The organism is Mesotoga sp. B105.6.4 (genome assembly GCF_002896535.1).
Classification (GTDB): domain Bacteria; phylum Thermotogota; class Thermotogae; order Petrotogales; family Kosmotogaceae; genus Mesotoga.
In genome coordinates this window covers 207,706-222,145 of record NZ_JWIM01000008.1, presented here as the reverse complement: position 1 = coordinate 222,145, position 14,440 = coordinate 207,706, and the positions used below count along the sequence as shown (strand labels likewise).

7 protein-coding genes are annotated in these 14,440 nt (G+C 46.6%); 6 read left to right on the top strand and 1 reads right to left on the bottom strand.

Features of this window, described 5'->3' with window-relative positions:
* Positions 1-345 precede the first annotated feature (345 nt).
* From RJ60_RS04045 to RJ60_RS04025, 4 genes are all read left to right on the top strand, one after another.
* A complete protein-coding gene (locus RJ60_RS04045; protein WP_103134056.1) occupies positions 346-2,442 on the top strand; it encodes an EAL domain-containing protein in 2,097 nt (698 codons plus the stop codon).
* 837 nt (positions 2,443-3,279) lie between these two features.
* On the top strand, positions 3,280-3,636 hold the full coding sequence (locus tag RJ60_RS15395) for a hypothetical protein (RefSeq protein WP_146028889.1): 357 nt from the start codon (positions 3,280-3,282) through the stop codon (positions 3,634-3,636).
* A gap of 293 nt (positions 3,637-3,929) precedes the next feature.
* Positions 3,930-4,355 (top strand): helix-turn-helix domain-containing protein, encoded by a 426-nt coding sequence (locus tag RJ60_RS04030; RefSeq protein ID WP_103134053.1) that lies wholly within the window; start codon positions 3,930-3,932, stop codon positions 4,353-4,355.
* A 514-nt stretch (positions 4,356-4,869) separates the two neighbouring features.
* A complete protein-coding gene (locus RJ60_RS04025; RefSeq protein ID WP_146739767.1) occupies positions 4,870-5,070 on the top strand; it encodes a hypothetical protein in 201 nt (66 codons plus the stop codon).
* Between the two features lie 2,773 nt (positions 5,071-7,843).
* Here RJ60_RS04025 and RJ60_RS04010 read toward each other — a convergent pair.
* On the bottom strand, positions 7,844-9,244 hold the full coding sequence (locus RJ60_RS04010; protein ID WP_103134050.1) for an HD domain-containing phosphohydrolase: 1,401 nt from the start codon (positions 9,242-9,244) through the stop codon (positions 7,844-7,846).
* A gap of 186 nt (positions 9,245-9,430) precedes the next feature.
* On the opposite strand from RJ60_RS04010, the gene RJ60_RS04005 reads away from it, so the two are divergent.
* Positions 9,431-11,512 (top strand): PAS domain S-box protein, encoded by a 2,082-nt coding sequence (locus tag RJ60_RS04005; protein WP_103134049.1) that lies wholly within the window; start codon positions 9,431-9,433, stop codon positions 11,510-11,512.
* Complete coding sequence (locus RJ60_RS04000; RefSeq protein ID WP_103134048.1) at positions 11,509-11,949, top strand: response regulator; 441 nt, start codon at positions 11,509-11,511, stop codon at positions 11,947-11,949. The genes RJ60_RS04005 and RJ60_RS04000 overlap by 4 nt, the downstream gene beginning before the upstream one ends.
* Positions 11,950-14,440: the final 2,491 nt, after the last annotated feature.

Below are 14,440 nucleotides of genomic sequence, written 5' to 3'. Positions count from 1 at the left end.
AGGAGAAAGACATGGAAGATAACGGACAAAACGAAGTAGGTAATCGATTCAAGAAGGGTTGTTTCTTCGAGACTATCAGCCTGTTTGAAGTACAGACGGTGCCCTTTCTCAATGCAGAACTCGTCCCTCTTTTTGCTGGTCTTCGGGAATTAGGAGAAACGACCCACGAAGAGACCCGCGTGTTATTCATTGCGAGCGGAAACTTGGACCAGCCATTTACAATGTGCTCTTCGATGCATTCCAATGTATGGATCTCATTCAATAAGAGCGTAGTAAGGGAGGTAGTTCTTCAAGCCTCCCTTTTTTGTGATTTGAGGTTAGTGTATTGCTTAAGGGAGATGATTTATGTCTGTGAAAATCCTGGTTGTCGATGACTCGGCGGCCGATCGCCTTATGATTGAGAAGATGTTGAGCGAGTACGATCTCCTGACAGCTAGTGATGGCGTGGAAGCAATGCAGAGAATAGATGAGCACGAAGAGATTCAGCTGATCATACTCGACCTTAATATGCCCAGAATGAATGGATTCGAGGTTCTAGCGGCGCTGAAGGCGGATGATCGCTATAAGAGAGTACGAACAATAATACTGACAAACCATGAAGAACTGGAAGACGAAAGCAAAGGTCTGGAACTTGGTGCTGTGGACTACATAAGGAAGCCTATTAGTGTAAATGCTTTGAAGGTTCGAGTCAATATCCATCTTGAATTGCTCAGAAGTCGGCAGCTGGCAGAACAGAAGCATGACGAGCTAAAGTCAGTGTTCAACACAATCTTTAGCCGGGCACCGATTGGAATTTCGATTTCCTACGCTAGCGGTCCCCAAGATAAGAATGTGGATCCAGAAACACAGATCAACTCAGCATTCGAGCAAATTACCGGTAGAACGAAAGAGGAGTTGATTGAGCTTGGCTGGGCAAGTATTACTCATCCAGACGATCTGGAGAAGGATCTAGAGAATTATAGAAAGCTGAAATCAGGCGAAATCCAGAGCTATACAATGGAGAAGAGGTTTGTCAGGCCAGATGGTTCTTCCGTATGGGTTGAAATGACAGTGGCGTCCTTCCATCTTCCGGGTGAGAGTGAAAGCGGCCATATTGCCCTTCTTAAGGATATATCCAGCCGTAAGGAATTCGAGAATACACTCAGATATAGCTCTGAACACGATAGCTGGACTGGCCTATATAACCGCAACTACCTGAAAACTCTTCTGGAAAGAGATGATGAGAGCAGACTGCGGGAGAAAAGAGCCTTAGTGAGCGTGGATTTAAGTACAGTGCTGTCACTGACATCTACTTATGGATTTCAATACACTCAGGACCTTATAAAGAAGATTGCAGATATGCTGAGGCAGTTCTGCACAGATAGGCGCCTGCTTTTCAACACATACGAAAATCAATTCGCATTCTACTTGAAGGGCTATAAAGACAAGAACGAACTGACGAAATTTGTCATTGAAGTTGCAAAGCAACTGGAGCCTGTCCTTCTGATGGAAAGGATTAAGGGTGGTATTGGAGTAATTGAAATCGGTGAAGGCGATGAGAAGGATGTCGATCTCCTACTGAGAAGGCTTCTAGTCACATCTGAGAAGGCTTTCAACATATATGATAGAAACATTGGAATCTGTTTCTATAACGAAGAAATCGAGAAACAAATGGTTCGAGAACAGCAGATAACCTTAGAACTGGCGAAAATCTCGACAGACGAGAAGGATTTTGGGCTCTTCGTGCAATTCCAGCCGATTCTTGATCTGAAGTCTAATAAGATAAGCAGTTTTGAAGCTCTGGCGAGATTGAGTATTGAAGGACTTGGCCCGGTGCCGCCTCTGGAATTCATCCCGATAGCCGAGAAAACAAATCTTGTCGTTCCGATCGGCAGGAAGATTATTCTCCAGGCACTCAGTTTCTTGAATAAGCTGAAGAGAAGTGGTTATGGATCGATCGGGGTTTCAATCAATGTCTCAGCCATCCAGTTATTGAGGGACGGTTTCACAGATAGCCTTCTTGAGATGATAGAGCAAACTCAGGTCCTTCCTAAAAATGTTGGACTCGAGATCACCGAGTCGGTATTTGCCTCGAATCACGAGAAAATAAACCGTATTCTTGGCAAACTGAGTGATAAAGGGATTCATACAGCCATAGACGACTTCGGGATCGGATACTCCTCTTTTGCACGGGAAAGAGATCTAAACGTGAACTGTCTCAAGATAGACAAATCCTTCATAGATAGGCTGCAGTATCTCGAGAGCGATGATGCCATCACCAGTGACATCATTTCGATGGCACATAAACTAGGTCATTGTACTATAGCTGAAGGGGTAGAACACGAAAGGCAGAAAGAGTATCTGGAGAAATGGGGTTGCGATAGAATACAGGGACATTTGATCAGCAAACCACTGGACGAAGAAGATGCAATTAAATTCCTGGAGAAATACAATCACCAGTAAAGATCGTCTTAATCGTGGATCTCGCGGGTGGTAGGTCAGGAGCATATAGCAAGAGCTTGACACAATCCTCAAGAAGCAAATTGAAGCAATATGATCAGAGCCACTCACTTTGTCATCCAGTAGAGCCTGCCATGAAAGCCTGCCCTAATGAGCCTGCCCTGATATGCACCTGTTCAGGGCTCCTGTTTGGGGCTCCTGTTTGGGGGCTCCTGTTCAGGATCTGGTCTTGAAGTACCGAGGTTGCAGGTTCGAAAAACCTTGAGAGCAGTATTTTGAAACAAGTTCAGCATGACGGGATGCGATGTTCCCCAAATAACCTAAGGCAATCATTTCAGAGTCGGATCCTGAATCTTGTTTTCGATCTTCTTCTTCTTGGCTTAACCAAGAACGAAGAACAGGTCCTCGCTCTGGAACGAATAAAATAGGGTCAGACTCCATTTTCACACTAAACGAGAAATTGAAGGCAAAAAACTGTGAGGGGCTACTTATACACAAAAAGAAAAAACGGAGCCTTTTTTCTGCTACGCCCACGAAGACACCCCCATGCAGAGAGATCACTCCATGGCTTTTCTGGCAGACGCGGGTTTTTTCATTGCATTATCTTTAGATGATTTGATTATCGAGCTCATGACTTCGCCCTCGATAAGCTAAGGAAGTGAACGCAAAAAAACATAGAAGAAGTCTGGAAGATATCAAAGAGTTCTTGATTTTCTCGACTTCAGCAGTGGAAGACTTTCTAGAAAAGAACGGCTTTAAGTCGTGAAAGCCTTCTGATTACTCAAGGGCATAATTACATCTTGCGGATCTACACCGGCGGGAAGAAGCTGGTGGAACAAATTGAAAGACACTGCGCACGATTCTGAAGACATTTACAGACTTCAAGGCCCTACTTCGAATAGAGTTGCTTTGAAAACTAATAGGCAACATCATCTTTGCCGCATGCTATTGTTCGTTCTTATAGTCAGGAAAGAATTGCTGTACTTTTGCCGAAGGCATTATTCACACAATAGCGAAGATTTGACTTATATTAACATATATGCTAACATTAACGTGTCTGGTGGAGGAGTTATGGGACTTGTTAGATGGAAGAATTACTCAGCCTATTTTTTCGATGAAGAAGGCGCAACGATTATGTCGGTGATTTCATTGATACCCTCTACGAAAAGGATAGTGCGACGGCCGCAAGAATACTGAACTTGTTCATAAAGAGACTGGCAGAGGGAAAAGGAGTCACCCAGGAGTGTTACGACCAGCATTTAAAAGGAATAGCATCATCCGACATCTTTGAGTACAGGGACAAATCGACGCTCCTTAAGAAGCAAATACGCATCTATTTTGGCGCTCATAGACAGACTAAGACCATCGTATTTGTTTGTGCAGGTTTTAAAGGAAGTAAGGCAGAACAGAATAGAGATATAGATACGGCAAAACAAAGATACAGGAGATACATTTCTAGGTATTGATGTCATTAGGAGGGTGTGAGTAATATGGCAACATTTGAGCAACTTCTCAAGAGACTTGAGAAGAATGAGGGGTACCAGAAAGCCCAGGAAGAATTCGGTCCGTTATTTGATTTTGTAAACGCGCTTACTGATTTGCGCATCGAAAAAGGTCTGACACAAAAGGATCTAAGTAATCTTACAGGTATAGCTGTGCCTACTCTTTCACGCATCGAAGCTGGCAAACAGAATCTTTCATTCAAAACTATGCAAACACTCGTCAATGCTCTTGGAGGAAAACTGCGCATCACACCGAAAGCGGACTCTGTTGTAGAGCTTAACTCTAAGGCGAAAGAAGCACTTGAAAAACTCGTCGAAAAGACTGGAATGGGGGAATCAGAGCTTATTGAAGGTCTTGTATCTATCTACGAACAAGTGGTGGATGGTGCGGCAAGCAGAGCATTGAAACAATGAATAGCTCCAAATAGGGTCAGACTCCATTTTCACATGAAGGTGAAATCGAAGACAGAAGTCTGTGAGAGTGCTTCTAAGGACAGAAAAGAGAGATTAAGCACAGCCTTTCTGCTGCTTCGTCCACGGGGACACCCCAGTCAAAGAGAATATACCAACATGGTTCACATGAAAACAACGTTGTCCGTCATCGGTCCACCGTCCTCGAAATAGATCAGTTGCAAGTGCCAAGATGAAAGTTGCAAGCTATAGAGCAAAAAACTCAAGTTCCGTCTGAACTTCTTTCAGCATCACGTTTCTTCGATATTAACAGTCGGGAAAGAACATTCTCGAGAGCGTCGCTTCGAGGAAAGAAAAATTCAATAACAAGCGTGTTATCGCGTGCAATGCACAGACTGCCACATTTGAGATACATGTTATCGATACGTGGTCGAGCTAATATAAAATATGGTCAGACTCCAATCTTGATTAACCTTCAGCATTGAGACAAAAGGCACCGGGGGTGATTACAGTGATCATGTTCGACAGAGTATGGAAGATGCTCGAGGAGATCGACGCAAGCGAAAGGAAGAAGGTATTCGATGAGATTATTGAACTCCTCTCTGCTTCGAAGGACGAGGAGATGCTTCAGCTTAAAGACGACCTGCTGACATTCGAAGACGACATTCTAGATGACTCGGAAGACCCGATAAAGACGCTTCTTGAAGGTGAAAAGTGATGCAGACTTTCGACTCTCTCAAAAAGGAATGGCTGAAGGATGAAGAATTCGCCAAAGTCTACTATTCGAAGAGACCTCTTCAAATCTTCATCAGGGCGATAAAATCTGCAAGGCTGTAGTACAAATAGGGACTCCATTTTTAGGAACAAGAGCAGTTCCTCGTTCCCACGCTTCGCGTCCAGGTTCCTGGTCATCAGTTCCAAGTTGCAAGATGCAAGTTGAATAAGAAAATGGTTGTCCGTTATCGGTTCACCGTTCTCCAAGACCGAGAGTTGCAAGTTCCATGATGCAAGTTGCAAGAACGGTTATACGTTAACGGTTCTCCGTTCTCCGAGCAGAGCTTCAAGACCTATCAAGCTCTTTGGATGATGATTTTAGGCCCTCCCTTGAGGGAGGAGGGCCACAAAGTGGCAGAGGGTGTTTGTTTCAAAGAAGAGCATCGAGAGTACGAGATGAGGTGAGAGGACGAGAAACAGGAGAGAGTTCTCGTCTTCTCGTGAGCGTAGCGATGTCTCGACAACGCTTTTTCTCGATTGTTGTTGACGATTTCGGTGGACGGCGGACCGTTGACGGACAACGTTGTCTTCGTCAGCGACCAGCGGGTTCTCCGCTTTTAAGCGTACAGCGGTTCTTCCAGCGTGCAGCGGATCTTCAGGGCGAGATCCCGTGCAGGTGCATCACGGGATGACCCTGAACAAAACGTTTTCAGGGCAGGCTTACGGGTGATGAAGTAAGGAGTTTGTACGAGTGACATGGGGTGATAGCCTTCTCTTGCATCGCGTCATTCTGAGATGATCCTGCTCAGAATCTCGCTCTTCTTGTGAGTGAGCGAACTCTCGATAATGCTCTTTCTCGATGCTTCTTATTGGTCTCGCAAAACCGAAACTGGTCTGTGCCAACAGACAGTCTTCAAAATCGCCTCCTGCCGAAGGCAGCCTTGCGTCCCCGGATGCTTCTCCGGGCATTGCGACCTGGCGAAGCCAGCCTTGCGTCCGCCGATGTTCTTTCGGCGCCTTGCGTCTAATTTCAGTGACTGACTTTTCACTCGTTTCGTGAGGAAGCGAACATCTCGACGATGCTCTTTCTCGATTGTTGTTGACGATTTCGGTGGACGGTGGACCGATGACGGACAACGTTGTCTTCGTCAGCGACCAGCGGGTTCACCGCTTTAAGCGTACAGCGGTTCTTCCAGCGTGCAGCGGATCTTCAGGGCGAGATCGCGTGCAGGTGCATCACGGGCTGACCCTGAACAAAACGTTTTCAGGGCAGGCTAAGTGAGTGGATTCCAAGTCAGGCTCATGAGTGTAAGCTCTCGAATGACAGTCCTTGACGTAGCTGGCATGATTCAGGTTAGGATCTCTTTCTTTGGTGCGTTCTCAAGACCAGATCCCGATCAGTTTCATATCGGGATGACAGTCTTTTCTTGCTTTCGGTCATTCTGACGAAGGTCCTGGTCAGAATCTCGGTCCACGCAAAAAACGCGAACAGGTGCAAGTGCAATGTTGCAAGTTATAAGAGCAAAAGCCAATACACTCTATAAGTCTTTTGAAATGCTCTTCTCGGTGGACGGCGGACCGTTGACGGCCAACGTTGTCTTCGTCAGCGACCAGCGGGTTCACCGCTTTTAAGCGTACAGCGGTTCTTCCAGCGTGCAGCGGATCTTCAGGGCGAGATCCCATGCAGGTGCATCACGGGATGACCCTGAACAAAACGTTTTCAGGGCAGGCTTACGGGTGATGAAGTAAGGAGTTTGTACGAGTGACATGGGGTGATAGCCTTCTCTTGCATCGCGTCATTCTGAGATGATCCTGCTCAGAATCTCGCTCTTCTTGTGAGTGAGCGAACTCTCGATAATGCTCTTTCTCGATGCTTCTTATTGGTCTCGCAAAGCCGAAACTGGTCTGTGTCAACAAACAGGCTCAAAATCGCCTCCTGGCGAAGCCAGCCTTGCGTCCGCCGATGTTCTTTCGGCGCCTTGCGTCTAATTTCAGCAGTGACTGACTTTTCACTCGTTTCGTGAGGAAGCGAACGGCTCGACATTGCTCTTTCTCGATCGAATGGTCTTAGCGGTGAACGGGTTCATGATCTTGAACGGTCAACGGCGAACCGTATTTCACAGCGATCAGCGGGTTCTTGTTCTTAAGCGCACAGCGGATCTTAGAACAAATAGGGACCTTATCATATTAATAAGGAAAAGTCTACTAATCAAGTGACATTCAAGTTTTCAACCACATCCTTAGTGGCTGCTAAGGATGGATGAGCATCCTGGGAGTGGGAGTATTCAGGATCGTAATGCATCATAATTAAATCTACTCAAGAGAGAGTTAATGCATCAAAATAGAATCTATTCAAAATCGAATTGAAGAAGATTAAGAACACCTCCCTTTGAGTTAGATTTAGACTTCATTATTCGTATATCAGCGTACCAAAAGGGATTACTCAATCGCAAAAGAGGTGTGAGTAGAATCAGTCACTGGAGCGAACACGGCAGTATCAAGGACAATCTTCATTTCTTATCGAAGAGTTAATCGTATGTTCCGGTCGATTAATGAGTTTATTCAGAAGCTTGTGTTATTATAATTCAATGCCTATTATTTTCGCGTAAACACTTCCTATTCTTAACCGCCCATCATGGGCGGTTCTTATTTTTTCGCTCTTATTTGTACAGGAGATTGGCAGTGCAGTTCAGCTAAGTGACTCAAGCGAGATTCCGCCTCAGTGGACGACGAGCTAGCTGCCAAATCGAAGACTTAGTCTAGGATCGGAGCACGAATCAAAATCTGAAGCCTTCTTCGAAGATGGAAGTACAGATCTGGACGATCTCAGCGTCATAGAGAACTCCGGCGTTCTTTTTGATCTCTTCGATAGCAGCTTCAAAGCCAAGCGCCGCCCTATATGGCCTGTGAGAACTCATCGCCTCAACCACATCTGCAACGATGATGATTTTGGCTTCTAGCAAAATCTCGTCACTCTTCAAATGTCTCGGATAGCCTGAACCGTCCAGCCGCTCATGATGTTGGTAGACAATTTCTGCAACGGGCCAGGGCAGGTCGACCTTCCGAAGGATTTCATATGCGGTTTCGGGATGCTTCTTGATCATCTCGAACTCGATATCGCTCAGTTTTCCTGGTTTGGATAGAATCTCTGTTGGAATATTTATCTTCCCAATATCGTGAACCATCGAAGCAACTCTTATAGACTCAACAGTAAACTCGTCCAGATCCATTCTTTCTGCTATTTCTAAGGCCAACTTCGCAACATTCTTCTCATGAAACTGAGTGTATGGATCCTTAAGGTTCAGCATATCAGAGAGAACACTGACTATAGAATAGAAGGCTCGCTTCAGGGCTTCGTTTGCCTTCTGGCGCTCAGTTACATCTCTTGCAATCCCTTCGATCGCGATCAGCCTTCCGTCATTATCGTAAACTGGAACATTACTCTGTTCTGCCCAGACTACTTCGCCATTTTTTTTGATCCACCTAAGTACTACTGGAGAACCATCTACATGCTCCAGCAAATCTCTCAACTTTTCACGATCATCTGGATGAACCAACTCGAAGCCAAGATTTGGATTGGCATAGTGATCCTCTGGAGTGTAACCGATAAGCTTTGTAGATGATGGGCTGACGTACGAAAACTTCTGTTCGGGATAAAGCTCTATTCTGTATATCAGGTCGCTGGCCTTCTCTGCGATTAGTCTGAACTCTCTTTCACTTTCTTCGAGAGCCCTTTCGGCAGAAGTTCTAAGCTCCTCTTCCTTTTTTCTTTTCAAAGCCTCTTTAACAGCAAAGGGAAGCCTTGAGATGTGCTCCTTAAGGACGTAATCTGTTGCACCGGCCTTCATGCATTCGACTGCAGTCTCCTCATTAATAGAACCTGTCAGGATAATTACCGGGATATTTGGAGCGTGTTCGAGCGTTAGTTCTATCACTTCCATACCACTGAAGCCGGGCATCATGAAGTCTGAGACTATCAGAGTGGGCTTAAAAGTGCTAATAGCGTCTAGAAATCCCTCCCTATTGTCCGTGGTAAGAAAACGCAGACTTGAATCCCAATCCGCCAGCCCTCTAGTTATTTCCAGCTTTGCCAGTTCTACATCACTTACTAAATCCTCTACAAAAAGTATCCTCACTACTGGAGAAGAAGACTCTTGATCAGATATTGTTCGAGCCATAGACACCTCCTGAAACTACTTGATGATAGCACGAAAGAACCTTCCTTAAGATGTACGAACAGCACTCGTTGAGCAGAAACCCAACAGAAATCATCGGGCATTGTCTTTCTGTTGTGCTTATTCAACAGGAGCGAAGACTATAATTCTTGTAGAAGTAATTAAGGCGGACTGGCAGGAGGATTTTCTGTGGGAAGAGAAGCACTTATAGCTTTGATGAATAACGCGGCGTTACTCATAACTCTTGCGGTTGTTTATGGGCTCTTCTATACCCGATCTTCACCGAGCAGACAATTCTCAAGTCAAGTGATCTCAGGTTTGTTTCTCGGTATGATCACTCTTGCCGTAATGCTCAACTCATGGCAGCTAGCTCCTGGAGTAGTTTTCGATACAAGATCCGTTGTCCTTGGGCTTATAGGCCTCTACTTCGGTCTCGTGCCTTCCGTGATTGCCGCTTCCATGAGCATTGCTATGAGAATGTTCATGGGAGGAGGGGGCACGCTTGCAGGCATAAGTGCGATTATCAGCTCGGTTTCTGTCGGTCTCCTTTGGCGACACTTTTCGAAAGAGAGAAGGACAAGCCACTCGATTGTTGAGTTGTACCTATTCGGAATCCTCGTACATGTTTTTATGTTGTTATGCATGCTTCTTCTCCCATCGCCAAGCCGCGAGACCTTTTACGCCGTTGCCGCACTGCCGGTTATGCTTATCTATCCAGCAGCAACTACGGTAGTTGGGTGGGCTATGACAGCGCAATCAGCCAGGCGGCGCGGTGAGATAGCAGAGAGAGTGCTGGCGGCTACAAGCGAAAGACTTGCAACAATCGTTAAGAATTCTCCGATAGCCATCGTGAGTCTTGATCTCGAATACAGAGTAACAAGCTGGAACGAGGCGGCTGAAGAGATCTTTGGCTGGAAGAGTTCGGAGGTAATAGGCAAACCCCTGCCCTACATTCCAAAAAACATGAGAGAAGAACACGCTAGAATGAACGAAGAGACTTTGAGAGGTCTATCGGTTCTCGGAAAGCGATTTGTAAGGATCAGAAAGGACGGCAGTGAAGTTGTGGTGAAGGTATTCAATGCTCCGATAAGGAATGACAAGGGAGATCTCGAGGGAATACTTGCAATCCTTGAAGACGTAACCGCACAGCACAAAGCAGAAGCCGCTCTCAAGGAAAGTGAACTCCGTTTCAGAAGGCTGTACATGAACATGAATGCTGGCGTTGCCATATTCAAGGTTACTAACTCAGGAGAATACGTGGTATTTCTCGATATGAACCCCGCAGGATTCAAGATAACCGGGGTCACGAAAGAAGAGATCCTTGGAAGAAGTGTGCGGGGGGTCTTCCCGAAAGTAGTTGAACTCGGGTTGTATGACACGATGATTGAGGTTTGGAAGACCGGACGCTCTAAGCATCATCCAGTAATGAACTACCGTGACGGTAAACTGGATCTAAGAGTTGAGATCTTCGTTTACCGTAACAGGCCGGATGAAATAGTTGCTGTGTTTGAAGATGTGACGAAGCGCGAGTTAACACTTCAAGAACTTGAACGGAGAGTTTGGTACAGAACGAAAGAGCTTGAGGAGGTAAACAAGGAGCTTGAGGCCTTTACTTACTCAATGGCCCATGATCTGAAAGCTCCCCTGAGAGCAATTAAAGGCTTTTCTAAGATAATCTCGGATCGTTACTCGGAACTTATTCCTGAAGAAGGCACTCGCTATCTGGGGTTCATACTCAAGGCCGGGGAGGATATGTCGGAGCTGATAACGGGCCTTCTTGAGTACTCAAAAGTAGGTAGATCTCCCCTTAACGTAGAGATCCATTCTTTGAAGGAAATAGTTGATGAATGCGTTTCTACACTGTCAAGTAGAATTGAAGAGGAGTATGCTTCGGTGCAGACCGCCTCTGAGATGCCAAATGTCTATGTAGATCGCACGCTAATGAAAAGGGTGGTTATCAACCTTCTTCAAAACTCCTTGACCTATCACAAACCAGAAGAACGAGCCGCAGTGAAGATATACTCTGAAAGAAGAGGAGAATGGGTACACCTGATTGTTGAAGATAATGGAATAGGAATAAGTCAGAAATTCCATGAGAGGATCTTCAACATATTCCAGAGGCTCCATTCTAGCGAAGACTTCCCGGGAAGCGGTATAGGTCTAGCTATTGTGAAGAAGTCGATCACTTTGATGGGTGGGGACGTTTCTGTGCAATCAGTACCGGGAGAAGGAGCAAAGTTCATAGTGAAGATTAAGGAGGCCAGGCTTTGAAAGAAGCTTTGATACTGCTCGTCCAGGATAACCAGATGGACGTCGAACTGACACTTGACTCCTTCAGACAGGTAGGACTTACGAACCGAGTCGAGGTTGTAGAGAGCGGTGAAATGGCTCTCGACTATATGTTTGGCAGAGGGCGATACGAAGATAGAGAGGCATTCCCTGTGCCTGATCTTGTCTTGCTGGATCTAAACTTACCCGGGATTTCTGGGCATGAAGTTCTTCACGAAATAAAGCATTCCGAACTCACAAGAAGGATCCCTGTCGTCGTCCTCACATCTTCTCGTGAAGAAAGAGACAGGCCAATTTGCTATGACTGCGGAGTGAACTCCTATCTTGTCAAACCGATCGATTTTGACGACTTCCTGATCGTTGCGAAAGCAATTGGAGATTACTGGCTGACGATCAATGTCGGTCCTCCAGAAACATAAGGGCCATGAAGGTACGCGGCGGGTTGAGTATTGGAAAAGAATGAAAGTTCTTCGTTGAGCAAGGAACTGTTCCTCGTTCTTAGAATTCGCTGAGCGCTTGTAAAAGCTCAGTTGCAAGTTCCAAGATGCAAGTTGCAAGAAATAGCATAAGATCGGGGTTGGAGGTAGCGGTTCGTGTAGGAAAGAACGAGAGAACCTGGTTAACCGTTGAACGGTTCACCGTTCGCCGAGGAAACCTGTCATTCGTTCCAGAGCGAGTACCTGTTCTTCGTTCTTAGAATTCGCTAATCGCTTGTAAAAGCTCAGTTGCAAGTTCCAAGATGCAAGTTGTAAGAAAAAGCAAGAGACCGGGGTTGGGGGTAGCGGGTTCGTGGTAGGAAAGAACGAGAGAACCTGGTTTACCGTTGAACGGTTCACCGCTTTCCGAGGATAATCGGTTCTTCGTTCCAGAGCAGGTATCTGTTCTTCGTTCTTAGAATTCGCTGGTTGCTTGTAAAAGCTCAGTTGCAAGTTCCAAGATGCAAGTTGTAAGAAAAAGCAAGAGACCGGGGTTGGGGGTTGCGGGTTCGTGTAGGAAAGAATGAGAGAACCTGGTTAACCGTTGAACGGTTCACCGCTCTCCGAGGATAATCGGTTCTTCGTCCTTGGTTAAGGTCAAAAAACATGAGCTGAAACGAACATGACATAATGGGATCTGATATTCGCTCTCGATTACGAAGAACACTACTGACTCTCGCTCTCTCTAATCATTTCTCGGTTCTTAACCAAGAACCTGGACGCGCAGCGTCGGAACGATGAAACGCTCTTCTTCTACCGATCCTAAATCCCCGCTCGAGCGCTCAAACTGGATCTCATCTCATCCGTCTCGTGCTCTCTCATCATCTCGTGGTTTTTAATTAGGAACCCGGACACGATGTGTCTGATGAACCGCTCTTCTGCTCTTGATCTCAATCCCCGCTTGAGCGGGGGGGACCGCTTGCGGTGGGGAGTGTGCTCTTTGAAGCCCCTTTGCTCACTCGTCCACGGCAGGTTATCGCCCTAAGAACCGCTGTACGCTTAAGAACAAGAACCCGCTGATGGCTTTGAAGAACCGTCCTTCGTGACTCGTCCCAGATCATGGACCCGTCCTTCGTGAAGAACGGTTCTTCGTTCCTACGCTACGCGTCCAGGTTCTTGGTTCTTCGTCTAGGATTCCGTCATTCTCGTGTATTGTCACAAGAGAGAAAGCAGAGAGTATAGAATGAGGGTAGAGGGAGTAGCCAGTCGCCATTCCAAAATGATTCAGAATCCTGCTCCTAAAAATCGCAGTACGCTTAGGAGCAAGGACCCGCTGATCACTGATGAAAACAAAGCTGTCCGTCAACGGTCCACCGAGATCGCTGAAATTAGACGCAAGGCGCCGAAAGAACATCGGCGGACGCAAGGCTGGCTTCGCCAGGTCGCAGTGCCCGGAGAAGCATCCGGGGACGCAAGGCTGGCTTCGCCAGGTCGCAGTGCCCGGAGAAGCATCCGGGGACGCAAGGCTGCCTTCGGCAGGAGGCGTTCTGAAAGCCAGTCACCTTCGGTGGCCAGTTCCGATTCGCGGCCTAGGAACCGCTGAACGCTTAGGAACGAAGACCCGCTGAACGCTGTTCAAAACAACGTTGTCCGTCAACGGTCCGCCGTCCTCCGAAATCGCTAAAATTAGACGCAAGGCGCCGAAAGAACATCGGCGGACGCAAGGCTGGCTTCGCCAGGTCGCAATGCCCGGAGAAGCATCCGGGGACGCAATGCTGCCTTCGGCAGGAGGCGATTTTGAAGACTGCCTGTTCGCACAGACCAGTTTCGGCTTTGCGAGACCAATAAGAAGCATCGAGAAAGAGCATGGTCGAGACGTTCGCTACGCTCACGAGAAGACGAGAAGCGAAAATAAGGGACTGACCGGCTCAGTAAGAACCGCTTTTTTAGCTCTTGATCTTATAACTCACAACTTGCATCTTGCCACTTGCTACTGTTTGCGTTTTTCCCACCAAAGAACGAGATCCTGAACAGGAGCACTTCAGGATGACGTGAAGGACTGTCATCCCGTAGAGCCTGCCCCAAAATGCTCCTGTTTGGGGGGTCTGCACGGGATCTGGTCTTGAAGGGAAGTACCGAGGTTGCAGGTAGGTGGTTGCAGGTTCGAAAAACCTTGAGAGCAGTATTTTGAAACATGTTCAGCATGACGGGATGTGATGTTCTCCAAATAACCTAAGGCCGGCATCACGAGTTACTCTAATATCAATCCCTTTCTTTGTCATCCCGTAGCGCCTGCCCCAAAATGGTCCTGTTTGGGGGGTCTGCACGGGATCTGGTCTTGAAGGGAAGTACCGAGGTTGCAAGTAGGTGGTTGCAGGTTCGAAAAACCTTGAGAGCAGTGTTTTGAAACAAGTTCAGCATGACGGGATGCGATGTTCTTCAAATAACCTAAGGCCGGCATCCCGAGTTACTCTAATATCAATCCCTTCCTTTG